General features: G+C 58.5%; 21 protein-coding genes. 16 read left to right on the plus strand and 5 right to left on the minus strand.

The genetic code is table 11. The features are described from left to right. Positions 1-166: 166 nt before the first annotated feature. Complete coding sequence (mltF, locus tag SIC19_RS02015; RefSeq protein ID WP_319830334.1) at positions 167-1,561, plus strand: membrane-bound lytic murein transglycosylase MltF; 1,395 nt, start codon at positions 167-169, stop codon at positions 1,559-1,561. Here mltF and SIC19_RS02020 read toward each other — a convergent pair. Then, a complete protein-coding gene (locus SIC19_RS02020) occupies positions 1,556-2,023 on the minus strand; it encodes a regulatory protein RecX (protein ID WP_085681149.1) in 468 nt (155 codons plus the stop codon). The genes mltF and SIC19_RS02020 overlap by 6 nt on opposite strands. A gap of 185 nt (positions 2,024-2,208) precedes the next feature. On the opposite strand from SIC19_RS02020, the gene SIC19_RS02025 reads away from it, so the two are divergent. Continuing rightward, a complete protein-coding gene (locus SIC19_RS02025) occupies positions 2,209-4,674 on the plus strand; it encodes a DUF349 domain-containing protein (protein ID WP_127400896.1) in 2,466 nt (821 codons plus the stop codon). Positions 4,675-4,713: 39 nt separating this feature from the next. On the opposite strand, the gene SIC19_RS02030 is transcribed toward SIC19_RS02025, so the two are convergent. Next, positions 4,714-4,977, minus strand: coding sequence for a late competence development ComFB family protein (locus tag SIC19_RS02030; RefSeq protein WP_126810335.1), 264 nt, complete (start codon positions 4,975-4,977; stop codon positions 4,714-4,716). 186 nt (positions 4,978-5,163) lie between these two features. Here SIC19_RS02030 and SIC19_RS02035 point away from each other — a divergent pair, with 186 nt between their 5' ends. The 3 genes from SIC19_RS02035 to SIC19_RS02045 all read left to right on the plus strand — a co-directional run bounded on the left by SIC19_RS02035 (position 5,164) and on the right by SIC19_RS02045 (position 11,041). Further along, complete coding sequence (locus SIC19_RS02035; RefSeq protein WP_075194607.1) at positions 5,164-6,372, plus strand: acetyl-CoA C-acetyltransferase; 1,209 nt, start codon at positions 5,164-5,166, stop codon at positions 6,370-6,372. A 32-nt stretch (positions 6,373-6,404) separates the two neighbouring features. Continuing rightward, positions 6,405-8,555, plus strand: coding sequence for a 3-hydroxyacyl-CoA dehydrogenase NAD-binding domain-containing protein (locus tag SIC19_RS02040; protein ID WP_075194584.1), 2,151 nt, complete (start codon positions 6,405-6,407; stop codon positions 8,553-8,555). A gap of 293 nt (positions 8,556-8,848) precedes the next feature. Then, positions 8,849-11,041, plus strand: coding sequence for a carboxy terminal-processing peptidase (locus SIC19_RS02045; protein ID WP_075194583.1), 2,193 nt, complete (start codon positions 8,849-8,851; stop codon positions 11,039-11,041). A 6-nt stretch (positions 11,042-11,047) separates the two neighbouring features. Here the strand turns inward: SIC19_RS02045 and mtnA are convergent, their stop codons facing one another. Continuing rightward, entirely contained in the window at positions 11,048-12,112 is a 1,065-nt protein-coding gene (gene mtnA / locus SIC19_RS02050) for an S-methyl-5-thioribose-1-phosphate isomerase (protein WP_075194582.1), read from the minus strand. Between the two features lie 159 nt (positions 12,113-12,271). Here mtnA and SIC19_RS02055 point away from each other — a divergent pair, with 159 nt between their 5' ends. From SIC19_RS02055 to rdgC, 8 genes are all read left to right on the plus strand, one after another. Continuing rightward, on the plus strand, positions 12,272-13,612 hold the full coding sequence (locus tag SIC19_RS02055) for a TRZ/ATZ family hydrolase (protein WP_036206461.1): 1,341 nt from the start codon (positions 12,272-12,274) through the stop codon (positions 13,610-13,612). 34 nt (positions 13,613-13,646) lie between these two features. Then, on the plus strand, positions 13,647-14,375 hold the full coding sequence (gene ubiG / locus SIC19_RS02060; protein WP_041334640.1) for a bifunctional 2-polyprenyl-6-hydroxyphenol methylase/3-demethylubiquinol 3-O-methyltransferase UbiG: 729 nt from the start codon (positions 13,647-13,649) through the stop codon (positions 14,373-14,375). A 23-nt stretch (positions 14,376-14,398) separates the two neighbouring features. Further along, positions 14,399-15,058 (plus strand): HAD-IA family hydrolase, encoded by a 660-nt coding sequence (locus SIC19_RS02065; protein WP_127400894.1) that lies wholly within the window; start codon positions 14,399-14,401, stop codon positions 15,056-15,058. A 46-nt stretch (positions 15,059-15,104) separates the two neighbouring features. After that, positions 15,105-15,854, plus strand: a complete 750-nt coding sequence (locus tag SIC19_RS02070; RefSeq protein WP_036206452.1) for a YciK family oxidoreductase — start codon at positions 15,105-15,107, stop codon at positions 15,852-15,854. Beyond that, a complete protein-coding gene (locus SIC19_RS02075; RefSeq protein ID WP_007151668.1) occupies positions 15,854-16,087 on the plus strand; it encodes a glutaredoxin family protein in 234 nt (77 codons plus the stop codon). The genes SIC19_RS02070 and SIC19_RS02075 overlap by 1 nt, the downstream gene beginning before the upstream one ends. 12 nt (positions 16,088-16,099) lie before the next feature. Beyond that, entirely contained in the window at positions 16,100-16,870 is a 771-nt protein-coding gene (yaaA, locus tag SIC19_RS02080; protein WP_041334634.1) for a peroxide stress protein YaaA, read from the plus strand. A 26-nt stretch (positions 16,871-16,896) separates the two neighbouring features. After that, positions 16,897-17,097 (plus strand): DUF2788 domain-containing protein, encoded by a 201-nt coding sequence (locus SIC19_RS02085; protein ID WP_036206443.1) that lies wholly within the window; start codon positions 16,897-16,899, stop codon positions 17,095-17,097. Positions 17,098-17,212: 115 nt separating this feature from the next. Then, positions 17,213-18,142 carry a recombination-associated protein RdgC gene (gene rdgC, locus SIC19_RS02090; RefSeq protein WP_075194581.1) on the plus strand — a complete coding sequence of 310 codons (930 nt, stop codon included), beginning with the start codon at positions 17,213-17,215 and terminating at the stop codon, positions 18,140-18,142. 10 nt (positions 18,143-18,152) lie between these two features. Here the strand turns inward: rdgC and SIC19_RS02095 are convergent, their stop codons facing one another. After that, positions 18,153-20,897, minus strand: coding sequence for a GNAT family N-acetyltransferase (locus tag SIC19_RS02095; RefSeq protein WP_036206438.1), 2,745 nt, complete (start codon positions 20,895-20,897; stop codon positions 18,153-18,155). Positions 20,898-21,069: 172 nt separating this feature from the next. Here SIC19_RS02095 and SIC19_RS02100 point away from each other — a divergent pair, with 172 nt between their 5' ends. Further along, entirely contained in the window at positions 21,070-21,996 is a 927-nt protein-coding gene (locus SIC19_RS02100; RefSeq protein WP_075194580.1) for a histone deacetylase family protein, read from the plus strand. Between the two features lie 17 nt (positions 21,997-22,013). On the opposite strand, the gene SIC19_RS02105 is transcribed toward SIC19_RS02100, so the two are convergent. After that, positions 22,014-22,937 carry a flagellar protein MotY gene (locus SIC19_RS02105; protein WP_075194579.1) on the minus strand — a complete coding sequence of 308 codons (924 nt, stop codon included), beginning with the start codon at positions 22,935-22,937 and terminating at the stop codon, positions 22,014-22,016. Positions 22,938-23,103: 166 nt separating this feature from the next. On the opposite strand from SIC19_RS02105, the gene pyrC reads away from it, so the two are divergent. Continuing rightward, positions 23,104-24,135: a dihydroorotase gene (gene pyrC, locus SIC19_RS02110; protein ID WP_075194578.1), complete on the plus strand. Its 1,032-nt coding sequence runs from the start codon at positions 23,104-23,106 to the stop codon at positions 24,133-24,135. Positions 24,136-24,258: 123 nt separating this feature from the next. Continuing rightward, the gene (rnt, locus tag SIC19_RS02115; protein ID WP_036206941.1) at positions 24,259-24,894 is read left to right on the plus strand and encodes a ribonuclease T; all 636 of its coding nucleotides are present in this window, start codon (positions 24,259-24,261) and stop codon (positions 24,892-24,894) included. Positions 24,895-24,946 lie beyond the last annotated feature (52 nt).

Consider the following 24,946-nt stretch of genomic DNA (forward strand, 5'->3'; position numbering starts at 1 on the left):
ACACCGTAACACTCAGCGTCCTGCATCAAGGGAGTTCAGGAATTTGCCTAAGAACCGTCGTCAGCCGTACACGGCCATCGCGAAATACACCTGCCTACTGTCAATAATCCTGACAGTTGCAGGATGCTCAAGGCCAAGCACTCTTCAGGAGATCCGTTCCGAGGGTGTGCTCCACGTTATCACCCGGAATGCGCCATCGGTTTATTTTGAAGGCCGTGATGGCCCCACTGGTTATGACTACGAACTGGCGCGCCTGTTCGCAGAGGACCTGGGCGTTGAGCTCAAGGTTCGCGTTGCGAAGGACAACACCAGCGTGCTGTCGATACTCGATCAGGACTACGCCCACATCGGTCTGGCAGGACTGTCCTCGCGCCCCGATTTTCAGCAGCGCTACCAGAAGGTTGCCAACGGCATCGAAGCCGAATCCGTGGTGGTCTATAACCGCGAAGTTGACCGCCCGGAATCCCTGGAGGATCTTGAGGGGCAGACTATTCATCTGGTGGCGGACAGCAATCACGAACACCAACTGGAACAGTTCAGCGCCAACAACAGCGGCCTGCAGTGGACCATGCACGCCGGCCTGGACGCGGCTGGCATCCTCTCACGCGTGGAGTCCGGCGAGTTCCCGCTGGCCATCGTATCCTCCAACGAACTCGAGCTGAACCATGTGTTCTTCCCGAAGGTCAAGAGCGCGTTCAGCCTCGGAGAGCCCGAACCATTACTGTGGCTCTTTCCCAGCGAGCAGGACCAGAGTCTGGCCAATGCCGCAGAACAGTTTATTCAGGAGCTGCGGGACGACGGCACACTGGCGCATATTTCCGAGCGATTCTACGGTCATCTCGACCGCCTGGACTATGTTGGCGCGCGGACCTTTGTTCATCACGTGGAAAACCGCCTGCCCAAGTACGAAAGCCTGTTTCGCGATTACGCCAAGACCTACGAACTGGACTGGCGACTGCTGGCCGCCATGGGCTACCAGGAGTCCCACTGGCGCCCTAATGCAGTCTCGCCGACCGGTGTTCGCGGCCTGATGATGTTAACGCGGAACACAGCCAGCCATATCGGCATCAATAATCGTCTCGATGCCGAGGAAAGCATCCAGGGTGGCGCAAAGTATTTCACCATCGTGCATAGCCGGGTCCCCGATCGCATTCCCGAACCGGACCGGACCTGGTTTGCCCTCGCCTCCTATAACGTTGGCTGGGGGCACGTGGAGGATGCCCGCAGACTGACCGAGGGGGCCGGCAGAAACCCTGACCGCTGGATGGACGTCAAGGAATTCCTGCCTCTGCTGGCCCAGAAGGAATGGTATTCCAAAACGCGGTTTGGCTACGCCAGGGGGCATGAACCGGTGATTTACGTTCAGAACATACGCCGCTACTACGATTTCCTGGCCTGGCTGACGGAGCCAACAAAGGTAGCGGAAACTGAGGAAAAGCCCTGGTTCAAAGAGCTGGAGGGTATGGAAAAGATTGTCGGGCCCGTCGATGGCAAGGAAAACAACAGCGACATCAGGGCGTCGCTGCCAGAGGAATTCGGTTTCGTCCCACCAACGCTATAGCCGTTGCTCAAGCGCGTTTTCCACGTGCTCGGAGGAAAACCCCCGACGGGCAAGAAAGCGGGCCTGGCGAGCTTTTTCATCCCAGTCATCGCGGATATCGCTGAGCCCGAACCGCTTCTCCCGAAGCAGCGTCGCCCGGTCGGACCAGTCCGTGTCGTTCATTTCCCGGACGCAGGACGGCGTCTCCTGGATACCCCTTTGCTGGAGTTCAGCCTGGATTCTCAGCGGCCCGTAGCCCAGATCCATCCGCTGCCGGGCATAGACCTCCGCGAATCGCTCATCACTCAACCAACCTTCGGTTTCATAGTCGTCCAGAACCTGCTCAATAACATCCGATTCGATCTTCCTCTGCTTGAGCTTAAGCGCGAGTTCCAAACGGCTGTGCTCCCGTCTGGCGAGCAGTCGCAACGCGGCGGAACGCGCCTTGTGGTCCTGATCTTCCGGATTTGATGCTTTTCCCATTCAGACTCTTCCCGCAAATGCCGACAAAACGCTAGACTAGCCCCCACCTGATACAGCTGACCGTTCAATTCCATGGATCGATCAGCTGACGTACCCGGCACCCGGAACTCCGGACAACGCCGATGGCTGGTGCCTGCTTACTTTGCCGGCACCGGGAACTGGTTTCAATATCAAAGGATAACCCCATGGCCGCATTCATCCAGAAACTGTTTGGAAATCGCAAAGCAACCGCGACTGCCGTTACCCCTCGCAAGGAAGCTACGAAGGAAGAGGCCGACAAGACAAGCAGGCAGGATGACCAACGAGAGCTGCAGGCAGAAGCACTGAAAGCCAACCCGTCCGAAGGCGAACTCGAGGAACTGGCCATTGGCGGCCTGACAGCTGGTATACGCAGCGAGGCGGCGGAAGCACTGACAGAAAAAGCCACCCTGCAGCGCGTCCAGAAGCTTGCCAAAGGCAAGGACAAAGGGGTCTATCAAATCGTTCGCCAGAAGCTGCAACGTATTCGCGACGACGAAGATCGACAACGAAAACTGGCCGAAACCATTCAAACCATCGTGCGTCATGCGGTTGAGCAGGCCCGCAGCGACGACACGAAGTTATTTGAGGCGCGTCTGGACGCACTCCTCCAAAAGTGGGCTGATGTTGAAGCTCAGGCCTCACAGGAACAAACCACGGAGTTCCTGCAGGCTGTTCACCAATGCCGCGAACGGCTGCGCGAGATGCAGGCCGAAAAGGATCAGCTGAGGCATCAGCAAGAGCAAAAGAGCCAACGGGCGGAAACGTTGTCCTTACTGGAAGACACCCTTGACGAACTGAAACATCAGGATCCGGACCTGGAACCCTCCCTGGCCTCCCTGGATGCCTTGCAGAAAACCCAGGAGAACCGCTGGCTGGAAGCCACCCGGGACACCCAGGTGGAGAAACAGGAACAGAAAACCTACGAGAACCTGATGCAGTCGCTGCGGAGTTATATATCCGCAGTCAAGCGCCTCGGCCAGCACCGCGACGAGATCATGGCGTTGCAAGCCACCGACAGCAGTGACACCGATGATAGCAAGCAGACCGATCAAGCCAGGGTGATACTGGAAACCGTCGACTGGCCCCGCGATTTCAGGCGCCCCACCTTGCTGGACGCTCTGAATCGCCTTGCGGGAAAACCCCGCCCTGCAAAAACCAACAAGCCAGACTCGGAAGAACAGAAGGCCTTGGCTGATTCGCTTCGGCAGGTGTTGGATAAGCTGGAGGAAGCTCTCGAAGCCAAGCAGTTGAAGGAGTCCCGCCAGCACTTCAAGGCCGCACAACAACTCGCAAAAGGCCTTGATCATCGCCACGGCAAATCACTGCAACCACGAATGCACCTGCTCGGAGGCCAGCTTCGCGAACTGACAGACTGGCAGGGCTTTGCAACGCGCCCGAAACAGGAGTCGCTCTGCGAACAGATGGAATACCTGGCAAACCAGCCCATGGAACCGGAAGCCAAGGCTGAGCGAATCAAGGAACTGCAGAATGAGTGGCGGGGTTTGGGAGGTTCTTCCGATCGCGACTTGTGGTCACGGTTCAAGCAGGCCTCGGATCAGGCTTATGAGCCCTGCAAGGCCTATTTCTCTGCCAAGTCCGGGCTGAAACAGGCAAACCTGGAAACCCGCAAGACGATTTGCGATCAGCTGGGCACATTCCTCGACAACGCCGACTGGAATAACATTGACTGGAAAGCGGCCGAACGCATACACCAGACCGCACGTGAAGAGTGGAAAGCGGCCTGGCCCGTGGAATTTCGCGACAATCGCCCGGTTCAGAAACGGTTCGACGACCTGCTGAAACAGCTCGAGGCGCCGCTGGATACCGAGCGTAAGAAGAACGAAGCTCTTAAACAGGGCATTGTTGAGCGAGCGGAAGCCCTGATTGAACACGAGCCCCTGGGCGATGCCATGAGCCAGGCGAAAGCCCTGCAAACAGAGTGGATGAGCATTGGCATTACCCGACACCGCGAAGACCGAAAACTGTGGCAAGCGTTCCGCAAAGCCTGCGACCAGATCTTCGCGCGAAGGGATGCCCGCAAGAATGAGCAGGAACAGCTTTCCCGTGAGGCGGATGAAAAAGCGGGGCCGGTGCTTGAAGCCTGCCAATCGGCGGGCTCCGATAGCAGCCTTGATGTGCTCAAAGCGACACTGGCTGAACTTGACTCGCTCAGAAACGAGCCATTGTCTGCGGGCAGCAAAGAGCGAGTCAGCCAGGAACGCAGTCGCCTTTCAGGGCTGGTTTCGACCCGCCAGCTGCAGGATCAGATAGATACCTGGAAAACTTGGATCAACGCCCGGAGTTCAAGCACCCTGGACAGCGAGGCACTGCCACAGCATTGGGCCGGTCTGGCTGCCGATGTGGGCCAGCCAGACCCGGTAGAACTGGTGATTCGGGCGGAGATACTGGCGGAAGTGCCGTCACCGGCGGAAGACCAGGGCCGTCGCATGGAAATTCAGGTACAGCGACTTGCCAAAGGCATGGGCAACGCTTCTTCGGACAGCGACAAATCAAGGCAACTGGAAATGCTGGTTGCCAACTGGTGTGTGGTTCAACCAGTGGATGTTGTCAGTGAGCCCCTGGCTGAACGGCTTGGCAAGGCGTTGGAGGCTGTACTGCGCGAGAGTTAATCGTCCCGCTGATGGCTCTTTATTCGCGCTGATGGCTCTCTATTCACGCTGATGGCTCCTCACAAACTCCCTGGCCTCCCGAACGGCGGTCAGGGCCTGTTTTTTCATGGTCTCGAGTTCGCCGTCGGCGAGGTAGAACATCATATCGATGCTGTGGCGGTAGTATTTGGCTGGTAGCCGATTCAGCGCCACACACATCACGTCGGTCAGGTAGTCCTGGCTGTCACCATCCCCTCTCGTTTCATCAATGGCTTCCGCAACCAGCGGCTCGTAAAAGTTATCGATGGCATCTCTCAGGGACATCGCCTTGCTCCTGCTTGTTGGGTACCTGTCTACACCATAGAACCCTACCCTGAAATTGTCATGACCGGAGTGAGCAGTTTCGCCAATTCGATTGGCAGTGCTCGTCATTACGCTTACCCGTCAGGACCCGCTATGGTTAACCTTCGCGATGCTATTACTGAGTCAACGACCAACAGAGGACAGGAAATGACCACCGAAGCCTATATCTTCGATGCGGTTCGTACGCCCCGGGGGCGCGGCAAGAAAGACGGTGCCCTGCACAGCGTTAAACCCATTACCCTGCTGACCACCGTTCTCAAGGCGCTACAGGAGAGAAACAGCCTGGACACCGCCCAGGTGGACGACATCGTTATGGGCTGCGTGACCGCGGTTGGCGACCAGGGTGCGGATATTGCCAAAACCGCCGCCCTGGCCGCGGACTGGGACGAAGTTGTAGCCGGTGTCACCCTGAACCGATTCTGTGCATCCGGCCTTGAGGCCGTCAACCTGGCGGCGATGAAGGTTCGTTCCGGGTGGGAAGACCTGGTGGTTGCCGGCGGTGTTGAAGGCATGTCTCGCGTTCCCATGGGTTCCGATGGCGGTGCCTGGGCCACGGACCCGGCCACCAACCTGCACACTGGCTTCATGCCACAGGGCATCGGCGCGGACCTGATTGCAACACTGGAAGGCTTTAGCCGGGAGGATGTAGACGGGTTTGCGGTGAAGTCACAACAAAAGGCCGCCAACGCCTGGGAAAAAGGCTATTTTTCAAAGTCCATCGTTCCGGTTACCGACCAGAATGGCGTGATGATCCTGGATCGTGACGAGCATGTACGCGGCAACACCACGGTGGAATCCCTGTCCAGCCTCAAGCCCTCGTTCCAGATGATGGGTGAAATGGGCTTCGACGGCGTCGCCCGGGAAAAATACCACTACGTGGAGAAAATCAATCACGTACATCATGCCGGCAACTCCTCCGGCATTGTGGATGGCGCCACGGCGCTCCTTATTGGCAGCGAAGCCAAGGGCAAGGCCATGGGGCTCAAACCCCGAGCACGTATCCTGGCCACAGCGGTCACCAGCACCGACCCCACTATCATGCTGACCGGCCCTGCCCCGGCGGCTCGCAAGGCGCTGGAAAAAGCTGGCATGACAGTCGACCAGATCGACTTGTTCGAAGTAAACGAAGCGTTTGCCTCCGTGGTGATGCGCTTCCAGAAGGAGTTGTCGGTTCCGGACGAAAAAGTGAACGTGAACGGCGGTGCTATCGCCATGGGCCACCCACTGGGGGCCACTGGCGCTATGATCCTGGGCACCCTGCTCGACGAACTGGAGCGGAGAGAACTGCGCTACGGCCTGGCCACCCTGTGTGTGGGTGGTGGAATGGGTATTGCCACCATCATTGAGCGCGTCTGAGCCGACGACTGATTCTGAGAGGAGAACCAACTATGAGCGCCATTCACTACGACCTGGGTTCAGACCAGATCCTGACCCTGACCATCGACATGCCCGGCCAGTCCGCCAACACCATGAACGCCGATTTTCGAGCGGCACTGACGGAGACAGTGGGCAAGGTTAAAAGCGATCTCGACAATATCCGCGGCATTATTGTCACCTCCGCCAAGAAAACCTTCTTTGCCGGCGGTGACCTGAAAGAGCTGTACAAAGTAACCCGGGAAGACGCCGGTGCCTTTGAAGACATGGTCAACGGCATGAAAGCCGAGATGCGCGTCCTCGAAACCAGCGGCAAACCCATCGTGGCAGCCATCAATGGCTCTGCCCTCGGTGGTGGTCTGGAAATCTGCCTGGCGTGCCATCACCGGGTTGTTCTGGACGAAGACAAGATTCAACTGGGCCTTCCGGAAGTCACCCTTGGACTGTTGCCCGGTGGCGGCGGCACTCAACGCCTGCCCCGTATGATCGGTTTGGAAGCGGCCTTCCCCTTCCTGATGGAAGGCAAAAAGGTAAACCCAAAAGCGGCGCTTAAGGCCGGCATTGTTAATGAACTGGCCTCGTCCACCGACGACATGATGGCCAAGGCACGGGCCTTTATCGACGCCAATCCAAAGAGCCAGCAGCCTTGGGACCAGAAAGGCTTCAAGTTTCCTGGCGGCGCGCCTCACCACCCCGCCATGGCCCAGAAACTGGCTATTGCGCCGGCAATGCTCAAGCAGAAAACCAAAGGCTGCTACCCCGCCCCGGAGCGTATCCTGTCCGCCGCCGTGGAAGGTGCCCAAGTGGACTTCGACAATGGCAGCCTGATCGAAACCCGCTATTTCGCGGAACTGGTTATTGGTCAGGTCGCCAAGAACATGACCGGCACTTTCTGGTTTCAGCTTAACGCGGTCAACGCCGGCGAAAGCCGCCCGCAGGGTGTTGAGAAGGAAACCTTCCGCAAAGTGGGCGTCCTTGGCGCCGGCATGATGGGCGCGGGCATCGCCTACTCCACCGCAACCCGAGGCCTGGATGTGGTCCTCAAGGACGTTTCCACGGAAAACGCGGAAAAAGGCAAGGCCTATTCCGAGAAACTGCTGGCGAAAAAAGTCAGCCGTGGGCGCATGACGGAAGAACAGAAAGCCGAGATATTGAACCGCATTAAGGCCACTGGTTCCGCGGACGACCTGGAAGGATGCGATCTGGTCATCGAGGCCGTTTTTGAAGACAGCAACCTGAAAGCAAAAGTCACCCAGGAAGCGGAAGCGAAACTGGCCGGGAACGGTCTCTTTGCGTCCAACACCTCCACCATTCCCATTACCCAATTGGCCAAGGCCTCGGCTCGGCCCGAAAAATTCATTGGGCTGCACTTCTTTTCGCCGGTGGACAAGATGCAACTGGTGGAAATCATCGTGGGTGAGAAAACATCTGACGACACCCTCGCCCGCGCCTTTGATTACGTCCAGCAGATCGGCAAGATCCCCATTGTGGTCAACGACAGCCGCGGGTTCTTCACCTCACGGGTGTTTGGCACCTTCGTCAATGAAGGCATCGCCATGCTGGGTGAAGGTATCCATCCGTCCAGCATCGAAAACGCAGGCGTATTGGCCGGCATGCCGGTCGGCCCGCTGGCGATTTCTGATGAAGTCAGCATGACCCTTATGCAACATATCCGCGACCAGAGCAAAAAAGACACGGAAGCGGCCGGTCAAACCTGGAACGCGCACCCGGCGGAAGCCGTCATCGACCAGATGGTCGGCAGCCACGACCGCAAGGGCAAGGCCGCCGGTGCCGGCTTCTACGAGTATCCGCAATCCGGGAAAAAGCACCTCTGGCCGGAACTGGACACACTGTTTGTCGATCGGGAAAAAGCCCGGAACACGGACCTCCAGGAGCTGAAAGACCGCATCCTGTTCATCCAGGCCATCGAAACCGTACGCTGCCTGGAAGAAGGCGTACTCCGGACCGTTGAAGACGCCAACATCGGCAGTATATTCGGTATTGGCTTTGCCCCCTGGACCGGCGGTGCCATCCAGTTCATCAACCAATACGGTGTCAGAGCCTTTGCAGAACGGGCAAAAGTCCTGGCCAAGCGCTTTGGTGAGCGATTCAACCCACCCCGTCTGTTGCTGGACAAGGCAGAACGCAACGCGGTCTTCGAGTAATCAACCCCTTCCCTTGCCGGAGCTGCACCTGCGCGCTCCGGCAAGGGGGTCACCAAAGGTTTCTCGCTGGCTTTCCGCCGGCCCCCGCGTTCACAAATCTGACGACTTCATGGACAGATTGTCACGTATCGAAACTTCCCCACTATGGCAACCGGTTCTGTGCTTGCCTACAATAAAACCATGAGCCAATCCAGCGATACCCAAAAAGCGCTTAATCAACTGCCAGCGGCCGCTCATCATGGGTCCCTCTCCGCAGCGCAGGGTATCGTCCACACCGTCAGGTAACAAAGCTTATGAGCATCGCGGAACGATTTGTCACCCGTTACAGCACGACCATGGGTGGAGTCATGCCCGGCAAAAAAACCTTTGCCCTGGCTCTCACGCTCGCACTCGCTGTGCCTGTATCGGCCAATCTGGATACCGACAAGGTCTACCAGCCGGTGTCTCCAACGGTGGAGCAGGCTCGCGCCAACATATTGATTGCCCGCCAATTGCAGTTCACCCACTTCCGCGATTTGAGCATTAACGACTCGCTGTCTGGGGATGTGTTTGACGCTTATCTTGACTACCTGGATGGCCAGCGCGTCTACCTGACACAGAAAGACATCGACAAGCTCAGTGCGATTCGGCTTGGGCTCGGATCGGCGCTCAAAACCGGTCAACTGCAACCGGGTTTTGATATCTACAACCTGGTTCAGCAACGCATCATTGAACGCCTCGAGTTCGCTCTCGACCTGATCGACAACGGCATCGACAAGCTCGACTTCAGTGCCGACGAACGCATCCTGCTGGACCGCTCCGACGCCGATTGGGCCGCCGACAGGGAAGCACTGGACGACCTGTGGGTAAAAAGGATCAAGAACGCCGTCCTGGCACAACGCCTCAACGATTCCGATGACGAATCCATCAAGGAGGCTCTGCAGCGGCGCTATGAAGGCCAGTTGAAGCGCGCCTACCAGGCACGTAGCGAGGACGCGTTCCAGGCTTACATGAACGCCTTCGCGGGCATGTGGGACCCGCATACCTCCTACTTTTCACCGCGCACGTCCGAGAATTTCAATATCAACATGAGCCTGTCCCTCGAGGGCATCGGCGCAGTGCTGCAATCAGACAACGAATACACCAAGGTGGTTCGCCTGGTACCGGGTGGGCCTGCCTCAAAGCAAGGCCAGCTTGAGCCGGCAGACCGTATCGTGTCGGTCAAACAGGACGACGAGGAAAAGCCCGTCAACGTCATCGGCTGGCGCCTCGACGAGGTTGTGGATCTGATTCGCGGCCCCCGCGAATCCACGGTGACCCTGGAAGTCATCCCCGCCGATGCCCCGGATGAAACCGTCACTGAAACCATCGCCATTGAGCGGGACAAAGTGAAGCTGGAGGAACAAAGCGCCAGCAAGGAAGTCATCGAGTTCGAACGCGGCAATACCACTTACAGCATCGGCGTCATTAACATTCCCACCTTCTACGCCGACTTCAAGGCGATGCAGGATGGCGATCCCAACTACAAAAGCACCACCCGGGATGTTCGCAAACTGATCGACGAGTTGAAGGCAGATGGCGTCGATGGCGTGGTGATGGACCTCCGCAATAACGGCGGCGGCGCACTTCATGAAGCCAACGACCTGGTCGGCCTGTTCATCGAGGAAGGCCCAACGGTACAGATTCGCAACTCCAACAACGACGTACAGGTACTCAACGACGAGGACCCATCCGTTGCCTATGACGGGCCGCTGGTGGTGCTGGTCAACCGAATGAGTGCCTCCGCCTCGGAGATTTTTGCCGGTGCCATCCAGGATTACGGCCGGGGCCTTGTGGTTGGCTCCCAGACCTTCGGAAAAGGCACGGTACAGGCTGTTCGGCCGCTGAATCACGGCCAGCTGAAAATCACCCAGAGCAAGTTCTACCGCGTGTCCGGCGGCTCGACCCAGCACAAAGGCGTGATTCCGGACATAGAAATTCCGTCGCGCGTGGACAAGACCCGTATCGGCGAGGATGCGCTGGACCACGCCCTGCCCTGGGACCAGATTGAAGCCGTGCCACATGCGCGCTACTTCGACTTCAGCGGTGTTATCGATGAACTCCGGAAGCGCCACGATACCCGGTTTGAGGAAAACCCGGAGTTCAGCTTGCTGCAGAAGGAAATCGAATTCCTGAAGCAACAACGCGAACAGGAATACGTCAGCCTGAACCTTGAAAAGCGCAAGGAATATCAGTCACAGATTGAGAGCACCCGGTTGACCATCGCCAACGCACGCCGCGCCATACACGGTGAAGAAGCCTTCGAAAGCCTGGACGCGCTGGACGACTGGCAGGACGAGCAGGCGGCGGAACCAGACGGCGCAGACGACGAACTGGATTTCATTATCCGCGAAGGCGGTAACATCATGGCGGATATGCTTGAGCTGGATCAGCGCATGGCGTCCATCCTGGCTCCCAAGCAGATCACCGCCCAGGCGAACACGCTGAGCGGCAAGTCAGGCCAGTAAAGGGTTTCAGCTAAACAATCCCGCCATACCGGTCAGGTTCGGGGTGCTGACCACACCCTTCTCAGTGACGATGACGTCGATCAGACTGGCCGGCGTCACATCGAACACCGGGTTAAACGCCTTCACGCCGGCGGGGGCGATCTGAACGCCCCGAACCTGCCTGAGCTCCTCCCCCTCGCGTTCTTCAATCGGGATGTCCTTCCCCGATGCGAGGGCCATATCCACCGTACTGGACGGTGCCACCACCATAAAACCGACTTTATGATGCCGGGCCAGGACCGCCAGGCTATAGGTGCCAATCTTGTTGGCCACATCACCGTTGGCCGTAATTCGGTCCGCGCCGACAATCACCCAACGCACATGACCCGCCGCTAGTATCGACGCCGCCGCCCCATCTGCGTTGAGCGTCACCGGAATTCCATCCCTTGCCAGTTCCCAGGCGGTCAATCGGCTACCCTGAAGCCAAGGCCGGGTCTCATCGGCAAACACATCCTTCAACAGCTTTTTCTCATGCAGACGCCGGATCACTCCCAGCGCTGTGCCGTAGCCGCCGGTGGCAAGCGCCCCGGTATTGCAGTGGGTCAGAACCGAAAACGGTTTGCTGGCATCCATGTGGGCCAGTGCATAATCCGCCATTGCCAGATTGGCAGACAGGTCGTCCTTATGGATTTGAACCGCCGTTTCGGAGAGGCGCTTTACCGCCTCCTCCAGGGAGTGACATTCTGAGAACACCTGCTCCATTTTCTGCAGCGCCCAGAACAGGTTCACCGCCGTTGGCCGGGAGGCCGCCAGTTCGCGAATGGCCTGCTTGATCTCCGCTTTCCAGTCACCGCCACCAGCGTGCCGGGCTGCAAGAGCAACACCGTACGCGGCGCTGATTCCGATCGCCGGCGCCCCACGCACCACCATATTGCGGATACTCTGAGCCACCCCGGCGGAGCCCTCCAGCGTAATCCAGTGTTCCTGGTCCGGCAGCAGCCGCTGATCCAGCAATTCAAGACTTCCGCCATGCCAGCGAATGGCTACGGTGCCGATAGCACGGTCACCAGATGAAACAGGGGCGCGACTCATTCATTAACTCCTGAGGGTTACAAAACGGCAGTATACCTGTGTTAATACGGTAAACTCAGCCCCCAGGGTAGTTCTCAACCGGGCCGGTCGCTATACTTTCGGGCTACATTTCAAGACAGCGTGGCTCCGTTCCAGGCTGCACGCACAAAGGTAGGGTTAATGACGGCAGACACCATTACCGCAGCGGACATTCGCATCAACGCACGCTGGCTGATTCCCATCGAGCCCGCCGATGTGGTTCTGGAACATCAGGCGGTTCTCGTCCAGGGTGACAGGATTGCCGCCATCGTATCGCAGGACGAAGCGGATGCCCGCTTCCGTGCCAAGGAAGTGATCGACCTTCCCAGCCATGTGGTGCTGCCCGGCCTCATCAATATGCACGGCCACGCCGCCATGTCACTGTTCCGTGGCTTGGCCGATGACCTACCCCTGATGACCTGGCTTAACGACCATATCTGGCCCGCCGAAGGCGCGTTTGTCAGCGAAGCATTCATTGCCGATGGCACCCAGCTTGCCATGGCGGAAATGCTGCGCACCGGCACCACCACGTTTTCCGATATGTACTTCTTCCCGGAAATCGTTGCCCAGCTTGCGCATGACGCCGGCATGCGCGCGCAGATCTGCTTTCCGCTGCTGGACTTCCCCACACCCTGGGGGAGCGGGCCGGATGAATACCTGTCCAAAGGCGAAGCGTTCATAAAACAGTGGCAGGACAACGCCTTCATCATGCCGGCCATTGGCCCCCATGCGCCCTACACCGTATCCGACGAGCCACTGAGAAAAGCCGTAGCGCTATCGGAGGCGACGGGTGCCCCGATCCAGATTCACCTGCATGAAACCGCCTTCGAAGTTGCGGACGCCATGGAAAAGTCCGGCAAGCGCCCTACTGCCCGCCTGGCGGAGCTGAAAGTACTCGGGACCAACACCCAGTGCGTGCACATGACGCAGATTGATGAGTCAGACATAGCGCTGCTCCAGGCGACCGGTGCCCACGTTATCCACTGCCCGGAATCCAACCTGAAACTGGCCAGCGGCCTGAGCCCGGTGCAAACATTCCGCAAGGCCGGCGTCAATGTCGCCATTGGCACGGATGGCGCGGCCAGTAACAATGACCTGGACCTGTTCGGCGAGCTTAACACCGCCGCCATGCTGGCCAAGGTGGTCGCAGACGACGCCTCGGCACTGTCCGCCCACGAGGCACTGGCTATGGCGACCATCCAGGGCGCCAGAGCTCTTGGGCGCGATCATGAGCTGGGATCGTTGGCCGCTGGCAAACTGGCGGACATTATCGCCGTGGATCTCGGCGACCCGTTCCTGCAGCCAGTGTATGATCCCGCCTCCCATCTGGTTTACAGCAACCATGGCCGCCAGGTAAGCCATAGCTGGATCAACGGCGTACCCCAGGTGCAGGAAGGCAAACTCACCCGCATTGACGTCCCGGACCTGATGCTACGCGTCCAGGGCTGGGCCGACCGTATTCGCGAACAGCAAACCAGTTGACGCTCACTCTCTCAGCGACCAGGCAGAACGGCACATGAGTAACCACAACGTAGACCAGAACGAAATCGCCAAGTTCGAGGCACTGGCCAGCCGCTGGTGGGACCCCACCAGCGAATTCCGGCCTCTGCACGACATCAACCCCCTGCGACTCAACTACATCGATGAACGCGCGCCCCTGGCCGGTAAGCGCGCGCTGGATGTCGGTTGCGGTGGTGGCCTGCTCTCCGAGGGCATGGCATTGCGTGGCGCCCATGTCACCGGCATTGATATGGGAGAAGCACCGCTATCCGTCGCCAGACTCCATGGTATGGAAAGCGGCATTGAGGTGGACTACCGTCAGATCACTGTGGAAGAGCTGGCGCAAGACCCGGAACACGCGGGCCAATACGATGTGGTGACTTGCCTGGAGATGCTTGAGCATGTACCCGACCCGGCGTCGGTGATCAGCGCCTGCGCCACCATGCTCAAACCGGGCGGGCATCTGTTCGTGTCTACCATCAACCGCAATCCAAAATCGTTCCTGTTCGCCATCGTCGGCGCGGAATATATGCTCCGCCTGTTGCCCAAGGGCACCCATGAGTGGCGCAAGTTTATCCGGCCGTCCGAGATGTCCGACCATCTCCGCCACGCTGGCCTGGACATCCGCGACCTGACCGGCATGACCTATAATCCGATTACCAAAGCCTACCGCCTGGGGCGGGATGTGGACGTGAACTACATGATGCACGCCATGGACACACGAGAGGACGGTACGCCGTCGTGAACGCCACACCCCCAGAGTCAGCCATGCCAGCAACCCCGTCGACCGTCCTGTTTGACCTGGACGGTACGTTGATCGATACCGCACCGGACTTTATTCGTTGCCTGAATGAGCTGCGACTCTCTCACGGTTTACCAGGCCTGCCCGCACCGCATATCCGGCGCTCTGTCTCCAACGGGGCCCGGGCCATGATCAAGATTGGCTTCGGGCTCGACCCGGACCATCCCGACTACCTGGAAAAACACACCGCGTTTCTCGACCTTTACGAGGCCGGCGTCGCCGTGGAAACCACTCTGTTCGAGGGCATGGACAACGTGCTGAAAAGCCTCGAAGCACGGGGTATCCCCTGGGGCATTGTCACCAACAAGCCGGTTCGCTTCGCCGTTCCGCTGGTGGAAGCCCTGGGACTTGCAAACCGCTGTGCAGCAGTGGTCTGCCCCGACCATGTCACCCACCGCAAGCCGCATCCAGAAGCTCTGTTTCTTGCCTGCAAGGAAGTGGGCGTCGAACCGACAACGGGCGTATACGTGGGCGACCATGAGCGCGATATCGAGGCCGGGCGCAACGCCGGGATGACAACCATTGCGGTTCGGTACGGTTATATCGAGCAGCCGGAAACCGTTGACCTGTGGCAAGCCGACCTTATTGCGGACACCGTCAGCAACCTGGCAAAACTGTTACAATAGCGCCGATGGCAGCACTATTTCAGCATTTCCCAAATGGAGACTCAGAATGCAGGACTATCAAGCACCGGCCGACCTACTGAAAGAACGCATCATCATGGTGACCGGTGCCGGCAGCGGGATAGGAAGGGCTGCAGCAAAGGCCTATGCGGCTCACGGCGCTACCGTCATTCTCGTCGGCCGCACCGTCTCCAAACTGGAATCCGTCTACGATGAGATCGAAGCGGCCGGTCATCCCAAACCAGCCATCGTACCGCTGAATTTTGAAGGCGCCGCGGTGAAGGAGTATGAAGAGCTGGCCATGACCATTGAAGACAACTTCGACCGGATCGACGGGCTTCTCCACAACGCAGCCATTCTGGGCACTCGCAGCCCGATCGAACTGTACGATCCGGAAATCTGGAACAAGGTCATGCATGTCAATGCCACCGCGCCTTTCCTGCTGAGCCGGGCAATGATTCCGTTACTGCGCAAATCCGACGATGCGTCGGTGATTTTCACCGCCTCCGGCGTCGGACGCCGGGCCAAACCCTACTGGGGCGCCTACGCCGTTTCCAAATTCGCCATCGAAGGCCTGAGCCAGATGCTGGCAGAGGAGCTGGATGACGACCGCCACAACGTCCGCGTGAACAGTCTTAACCCCGGCGCCACCCGTACCAATATGAGAGCCACCGCGTACCCGGCTGAGAACCCGGACCAGAATCCAGCACCGGAGGAATTGATGCCGGTGTATCTGTACCTGATGGGTAAGGACAGCCACGACGTGAATGGCCAACAAATAGACGCACAGCCGAAATAATGGAACTGATTTTCTACACCACGTCCCAATGCCACTTGTGCGAACTGGCGGAAGCCCTATTGGTCAGAACGCCCATGCCGGAGCCGGTGCCCGTGGACGCCGTGGACATTGCCCAGTCCGAAAAACTGGTTGAACGCTATGGCACCCGGATTCCGGTGTTGCGCCGTAACGATACCGGTGAAGAACTGGACTGGCCGTTCACCAGTGACCAGTTAATGAATTTTCTTCGATGAGGACAGCCCGACATGTTGATGGTGATATCCCCCGCCAAGACACTGGACTACGAGAGCCCGCTGGCGACCCAAAAGACAACCCAGCCGGACTTTCTCGAGGATGCCTGTGAACTGATAGACCAGCTTAAAGACCTGGAACCCCATGACATCAGTAACCTGATGGGGATCAGCGACAAGCTCGGCCAGCTCAATGCTGAACGCTTTCGCACCTGGCACACCCCCTTCACACCGGATAACGCCCGCCAGGCGGTGCTTGCCTTCAAGGGTGATGTATACACCGGCCTGGATGCGGAACGCTTCAGCGAGAAAGAATTCGAGATTGCCCAGAAGCGGCTGAGAATTCTGTCCGGCCTCTACGGTGTGCTCAAGCCGCTGGACCTGATGCAACCCTATCGTCTGGAGATGGGCACCAAGTTCGAGAACCGCCGGGGCAAGGATCTGTACGCATTCTGGGGCAGCAAGGTCACCGATGAGCTTAACCGCTTGTTGAAGGCTGATGATGGCGTGCTGGTAAACCTGGCCTCTAACGAATACTTCAAGAGCGTTCGCAAAAAGGACCTTGAAGGTCGCCTGGTTACACCGCAGTTCAAGGACTGGAAAAACGGCCAGTACAAGATGATCAGTTTTTACGCCAAAAAGGCCCGGGGCCTGATGTGTCGCTACGCCATCCAGAACAACATCACCCAGGCCAGTGACCTGAAAGGCTTTGACCTGGAAGGTTACCGGTTCAGCGAAGAGCAGTCCGATGCGGACAGCTGGGTATTCCTACGGGATAAGCCGTAAACCGTTCACTGAATCCGGAGACATTAATGAGTGAAGCCGTTTTTTCCCAGCTCGCCATGCTGGTCTTTCTCACAGGCCTGATCGTCTGGATGGGATTCATCGTGTGGGATCTGGCCAAAAAGTCCCAGGCCGGGCGGTTTGGCACCATCATTTTGTTCACCATACTCGGTGCTGGCGTGGTGGGGTTCATCATCAAGACCGTGATGGTGGAGATTATGAATCTCTAACTGCCCAAGATGAGGTTTTCAGCATTGTCACTTTACGGCCACGGACCCGTGGCCGTATCATCCCCACCCTTTTCAGACTCTCACCATCATCGAATAACCAACAAGGATCCGGACCATGTGGTTTCGTAATGCCCGCGTATTCCGTTTTACCAAGCCATTCGAAATAACCGCCGAAGCCCTGGAAGAAAAACTCCAGGAAGACGCCTTCAAACCCTGTGGTCCCCAGGAAACCTCACGCCAGGGCTGGGTATCGCCCATGGGTAAGCACAGCGATCTGCTGGTTCATAGCGCCGGCGGCTATCACCTGATTGCCCTGCGCAAGGAAGAGAAGCTGCTGCCCGCCTCCGTCATCAAGGAACTGGTGGACGAGAAGGCTGAAATGATTGAAGCGGAACAACACCGAAAGGTGCGACGCAAGGAAAAGGACGAACTGAAAGAAGAAGTGACGCTGGAAATGCTGCCCCGGGCATTTTCCAAGAACCGTCGCTGCTACGCCTATCTGGCACCGGCAGACGGTGTACTGGTTGTTGACGCGGGCTCCTCCAAACAGGCGGAAGATCTCGCCTCAACACTTCGCAAAAGCCTGGGTTCCCTGCCCGTTCGCCCGCCAGCCGTGGAGCAGGCACCCGCCTTCACCTTCACCGGCTGGTTGAACGAGTCCATTGATCTACCCGTGAGCATCGAGCTGGGCACCGAGTGCGAACTGAAAGACACATCCGAAGACGGTGGCGTGGTGCGCTGCAAAGGCCTGGATCTTCAGGGTGATGAAATCCGCAGTCATCTGGACGCCGGCATGCAGGTGACCAAGCTGTCTGTCACCTGGGACGACAACCTGTCATTCGTGCTGGACGAGGAACTGGGCATCCGTCGCCTGAAATTCGGCGACACCCTGCAGGAAAAGCTGGACGATGTGGATGCGGATGACGCCGCAGCACGCTTCGACGCCGCATTTTCACTGATGACCCTGGAGTTGGCCAGGCTGATTCCTGGCCTGCTGGAAGCCCTGGGCGGCGAAGACCGTTCCGCGATTGTGGAAGAAAGCTGAACCTGGATATTCAGTGGGACGTCTGTTCCAGGCGTTCCCGCTGCCAATCCTTCTCCGGCTCGTTCAGTACCAGCGTCAGGTCCATTACTTCCTCTTCCGTGTTGTAGTGGATCTCGAAGCCCAGATGCTCAGCCAGTTGCAGCATCGGACGATTGTCCGGTAACACATCACCCACCATCTCCACCGTGCCCTTGGCACGGCAATAGTCGATCATCTTCTGCATCAGGGCCACACCCAGTCCCTCGCCTTTCATCCTGTCGTGCACCATCACCGCGAACTCACAGCGCAGGTTGTCGGCATCGGTCCAGGTTCGCACCGTTCCCAGGGTCTCCTCCCCCTCGCCGTCCTCCCTTGGCGCATTGGCAATAAAGACCATTTCCCGGTCGTAGTCGATTTGCACCATTTGGGCCACGTCTTCACGGGAGAAGTGCTTGCGGTACTGGAAAAAACGGTAACGGATGGACTCCGGGGACTGGAGTTCATGAAACGCACGGTGCGCCGGTTCGTCTTCCGCCAGCACCGGGCGAATGATGACACGGCGCCCGGACTTCGGCAGCACGATCCACTCCTCCAGCTCCCTTGGGTACGGCTGGATAATCGGCCGCCCCGGCTTGTCCGCCAGGTCGATCGCCACGTTCACCGCAACCGTGCCCTGGTCGTTGAACAACAGCGGTGAGATCTCCAGCCCGCGAATCTCCGGAATATCGATCACAATCTGGGACAGAGTCACCAGGGTTTCCGAGACCGCGCGAATGTCCTCCTCGGGCTTCAGGCTGTGTTCTTTCAGCAACTTGTACATGTAGGTACGCCGCAATAGCTCCCTGGCCAGCACCATATTCAACGGCGGCAACGCAATCTGTCGATCCGTCATTACGTTGATATGCGCCCCCGAGGCGCCGCAGACTACCAGCGGCCCAAACAACTTGTCCCGGGTGATCCCCACACTGAACTCGATGCCACCGACGTGCTGGTAGGAACGTTGCACCGCAAAACCCAGAAAACCGCTGTCAGGGTAATGTTTCTGGTATTCGTCCATCAGGAAGCGACAGGAATCCATAATCGCCCCCTCACTGTTCAGTTTCTGAACCGTGCCCTTGTAACGGCGCTGTCCGGGGCTGAGCTCCACAAGCGGATGACAGGCCTGTTCATGGATCAGCGTGATGTCCACCGGACGACGTTCCACGGCGAAGACCTCCAGCACTTCCTCCATATCGTCGCAATACATGGTCTCGACGGCATTAATGCCGTAATTCCGGATCACGTCGCGGGCTTCCTGGTTGGACAGATGCGCCCGACCAGAGCGAATGGCATTCACGACGATACGCCGTGTTTGGGTATGGTCGGCCAGGTGGTCGGTAAAGGACTCCGGCGTTTCGGTCAGCAACCGTTGCACACGTTGGTGTCGCACGTGCTGCATGAACGCCATAACGGCCTTCTCAGGGTTGAAGAACGACGGTAAGCCCGCCCGATAAAACTCATCGCGGGCATCCAGCACCGTACTTTGCCCCAACCAGCAGGTGAAGACGTTCAAGCGCGTGCCCTTGGTAGCCTGCACCACCGCATCGGCAATCCGCAGGCTGTCCTCGGTCAGGCTGGGCGCGTACATCACGAGAACATTGGCCACTTCCGGGTCTTTGGCAAGAATCTTGATTGCTTTGGCGTAGAGCTCCGGTGAGGCGGCGTAACCGAGGTCGATAGGATTCTTTCGGGTCCAGTACGGTGGCAGCAGTTCCGCCAGTGAATCAATCGACTTGCCCGACAGCTTTGCCAGTTCACCACCCAGATACGCCAACCGGTCTACCGCCAGTACGCCAGGGCCAACGCCGTTGGCCATAATGGCCAGTGTTTCCCGCCGCAGGGGACGCATTCGTGTCAGCGTTTCCAGCGCATCAAACATCTGCCCCAACCCATCCACTCGCAGCACACCGGCACGCTGCAACATAGCATCGTATATGGGGTCACTCTGGGTCAGCCCGGCGGGCAGCTCGTGGGGGAACCATTCCGATTCCGGCACACGGCCGCTTTTCACGGCAATCACCGGCTTGGTGCGGGAAGCCACACGTACGGCGGACATGAAGCGGCGTGGATTGGGAATATTCTCAATGTGCAGCAATATTGCTCGGGTCTGGCTGTCCTGGGCCAGATAATCAATCAGGTCGTCGTGATCGATATCCATCCCATCGCCCAGTGTCAGGAAGTATGAGAAACCCACACCCCGGGCGAACGCCCAGTCGATTACCGAACTGGCGATGGTGCCGGACTGGCCCACGAACGCCACCTTGCCGGGAATGGCGCCCATGTGGGCGTAGGTGGCGTTCAGGCTGCGGGCTGGCACCATCAGCCCAATAGTATTGGGGCCAAGCACGCGTATGCCGGTCTCCCGCGCAGCATCGCGAACCGAATACATTAATGGCTGACCGGTTTTACTGTGGCTCCTGGACATGCCGCCGGTCATCACAATAGCCGTGCGGACGCCTGCCTCGCCCAGTCGCTTGATCATCTTCGGCACGGTATCCGGAGGGGTACAGATAATCGCCAGATCGGGGCTGAACCCCATGCGGGATACTTTCTTGACGCAGGGTACGCCGTGGACGTTGTCGTAATCGTTCTGGTTAACCACCATCAACTGGCCGGGATAACCACCACCGAGTAGGTTCCGCAGAACCATGCCACCGAGGTTGTCTGCCCGTTCCGAGGCGCCGATCACCACAATAGAAGACGGGTTGAAAAGGCTTTCCAGATAACGGGTGCTCAAGTTTCACTCCTTGATTCGAGTCGACCGGGCGTGTGTACACCTTATCTTAGGCGCTTGCCTGACGATGTAAAACGGCTATCTCCGCCATAAGACCAAAGAAACGCAGAAAGCCCGGTCTATCCCTGATAATATCGGACAAAATACAAGCACAACCAGAGTGTTCGGGACCAGTATGACAACGGGATTCTTCTCTCACGACGACTGCATGAAACACAATATGGGGGCGGAGCACCCTGAGTGCCCCGAGCGACTGGCAGCCATCACCAGTTACCTGGCCGACACCGGCCTGGGGCAAGATCTCGACTGGGTGCGACCTGACGAAGCCACCCGGGACCAGTTGCAGACCGTGCACCCCGAACGCTATCTGAACCAACTTGATCTGATGCAGCCCACCAGGGGACGGGTGTATACCGACCCCGATACCGCCATGATGCCGGACACCCTGAGAGCCGCCCGACTTGCCGCTGGCGCCAGCATTGAAGCGGTCGATATGGTGCTCAGCAGCCAGCTCACCAACGCGTTTGTGTGCGCCAGGCCACCCGGGCACCATGCCGAACGCAGTAAATCCATGGGCTTCTGCTTCTACAACAACATCGCGCTGGCCGCCATGCGGGCGTTGAACTTTCACCAGTTGGAGCGGGTAGCGATTATTGATTTTGACGTACACCAGGGCAACGGCACGGTGGATATCGTGGGCGGTGATGAACGCATCCTGATGTGTTCCAGTTTCCAGCATCCGTTCTACCCACATTCCCACGTGCATCGCCAGGCGGAAAACATCATCAATACGCCCATCCAGGCAGGCACTCCGGCAGACGAGTACCGGAAGATCGTGGAAGCAGCGTGGCTGAAACGGCTGCAGGACTTCCGCCCGCAACTGGTGCTAGTCTCCGCCGGCTTTGACGGCCACCGACTGGACCCGATGGCGGAGCTGAACCTGGAAGTAGAGGATTACCGCTGGTTGACGGAAATGATCACCAGCGTGGCCAGCGACCATGCCAACGACCGTATTGTCTCAACCCTGGAGGGTGGCTATCATTTGAGGGCGCTGGCCGAGAGTGTCAACGCTCACCTTGAGGTGCTCAACGCCATCCACTGAGATTGCCGCGCGCAATGTCAGGTATTTGGCGTTGCGGCCTCGTAGCCATTGGCTTGCTGCAGGTCCGGCCGTTCGCCTTCCCGCTGAAGGCGAATTGTGGTGCGCCGGTTGTCTGCCGCGCGGCGTGATACCGGGTATTGGTCCGCATGGGCCCTGGTGGTCACGAGATCAGCATCAATGCCCTGCCCGATCAGGTAATCCGCCACCGCATTGGCCCGCTCTTCGGACAACGCGCGATTGTCGATACGGCTACCGCTGCTGTCGGTATGCCCATCCACGAACACCCTTTCCACCGTGGAATCTGCCTGGATGTACATCACAATGTTGTCGAGAAACCGACGGTCAGCTTCAGACAGGCTGGTGCTGCCTGACGCAAAGGAAATGCGGGACCGCTTGATCTGATCGTAGTTGACCGGCAACAGGCCGGCGGTGCAGCTTCGATAACCAGAGAACTGGCCCGCAAAGTTAATGTTGGACACTTTCACCCGAACCAGGCTGCCGTCGTACCAGGACTCACGCGTAACCGTTGGGTCCATCCCCTCCAGCAGGCTCTGGACAAGCACCATGGCGAGGCGTGACTCGAGCATCAGCGGCCGACGACTGTCGTCCACGTTAACCCGACCAAGGGGACGGGGGGCGGTTCCCGGGCGCCATGACGGCGCTTCCATCACCAACTGAGCCTGACCAGGACGCATGAGCGGCGTTTCCGACTCCAGAAAGAAGGACAGCGACTCACCCGCCTTGTGGCGGAATACGGCACGGCCGTAGCCCGGAACCTGATGCACTAAAGTACACTCGAATACGGACTCCGACAGGTACCACTGGCTGTTCTCGATACCCGCGCCAAAGGTGGCGGCCTGCACCGCAACAGAGCCTGCCGTCAGTGCACCAATCGCACTGGAAACCACTGCACCACGCAGGAAGGCGGAAATTCGTGCCATACCATCCATCCGTCAGAAAAGATTCACTACCCTCGTAACGGCCGAAGTCAGTCTTTCTTTAGGACGCCCGCCAAAACAATCGCTGTCGGCTTCTGATATAATTTCGCCAGATTTTTTCTTTCAGGGGTTCACGTTTGACGGGCCCCAGCAGATCCCGGAACCGTAAATGACCGAACAACTGATCATCACCCGTCCTGACGACTGGCACCTCCACGTGCGGGACGGCGACATTCTCAAGGACGTCGTACCCGCCACCGCCCGTTGCTTTGGCCGCGCCATCATCATGCCAAACCTGGCGCCACCGGTGACGGAAGCCGAACAGGCCATGGCTTACCGTAGCAGGATACTGGCCGCAGCCGGCGACACCGGGTTCGACCCGCTGATGACGCTGTACCTCACAGAAACCACTACGCCTGCGCAAATCAGGGATGCCAAGGCTGCGGGCGTGATTGCCGCCAAACTGTACCCGGCTGGCGCCACCACCAACTCCGCATCCGGTGTGACCGACATCCGCAACATTTATCCGGTACTGGAGGCCATGAGTGACTGCGGCATGCTGTTGCTGGTCCACGGCGAAGTCACCGACGCAGAGATCGACATCTTCGACCGGGAAAAGATCTTCCTCAAGCGCGTACTGGCGCCGACCATGGAGGCGTTTCCGGATTTGCGGGTGGTTCTGGAGCACATCACCACCGCCGATTCAGCCGAATTCGTGCGTGACCATGACGGTGACAATCTGGGTGCCACCATCACGCCGCAACATCTGATGTACAACCGCAACCACATGCTGGTCGGCGGCATTCGCCCTCACCTGTATTGTCTGCCCATCCTCAAACGCAACCGGCACCAACAGGCGTTAAGGGATGCAGTGGTCAGCGGAGACCGCCGCTTCTTCCTGGGAACGGATTCTGCGCCGCACTCGAAAGACAAGAAAGAAACCGCCTGTGGCTGCGCCGGCTGCTATTCAGCGTTCAGCGCCATGCCCCTGTATGCGGAGATTTTCGAAGACCTGGGTGTGCTGGACAAACTGGAGGCCTTTGCCAGCTTTAATGGCGCCGATTTCTATGGCCTGCCCAGAAACAGCGATACCATCACGCTAGTGAAAGAATCCTGGGAGATGCCCGACGAACTGCCCCTGGCTGACGGTACCATCGTGCCTTTGAAGGCCGGCGAAAGCCTGAGATGGCGGCTTGTCTGAACATCAGCCGACCAACCGTTCCCTGTTAATCGTTCCTTATCAATCATTTGTGTACCAGGCCGGCAACCCTGGCCAGAGACTCCAGGAGTTTAAGTGACTGAAGAACATAAAGAACCGCATCCCATGTCCCGCCGCTTCCGTGGTTTCCTGCCGGTTGTGGTGGATGTGGAAACCGGCGGCTTCAATCCTGAGAAGGACGCCCTGCTGGAGATCGCTGCGGTCATACTGACAATGGATGAGGACGGCTGGTTGAAGCGGGCTGAAACCCACGTTCAGCAGATCGACCCCTTCGAGGGCGCCAACCTGGAGCAGTCTGCGCTGGACTTCACCGGTATCGACCCGTGGAACCCGGAGCGGGAAGCCGTTCCGGAACGAGAAGGCATGAGCGAGATTTTCGGGCCCATCCGCAAGGCGGTCAAAGCCCACGATTGCAAACGAGCCGTGCTCGTTGGCCACAACGCAACCTTCGACCACAACTTTGTGTTCGCCGCTGCCCTGCGTTCAGACATCCGCCGCAACCCGTTTCATCCGTTTTCCACCTTCGACACGGCAACGCTAGCTGGCCTGGCCTACGGCCATACCGTACTGGCGCAAGCCTGCAAGCTGGCGGGCATTCCGTTCAGCAACAAGGAAGCGCACTCGGCCGCCTATGACGCAGAGAAAACCGCAGATCTGTTCTGTGGCATCGTCAACCGCTGGCGCGAAATCGGTGGCTTCCCACCGCCGCCCATACCGGACGACACAGAAGAGGCACCTTGATAGACAGCCACAAAAAACCCCGCGCGAAGCGGGGTTTTTTTGATCTCCAAGG

Source organism: Marinobacter sp. MIT930201 (genome assembly GCF_047122665.1).
In the GTDB taxonomy this organism is placed as follows: Bacteria; Pseudomonadota; Gammaproteobacteria; order Pseudomonadales; family Oleiphilaceae; genus Marinobacter; species Marinobacter salarius.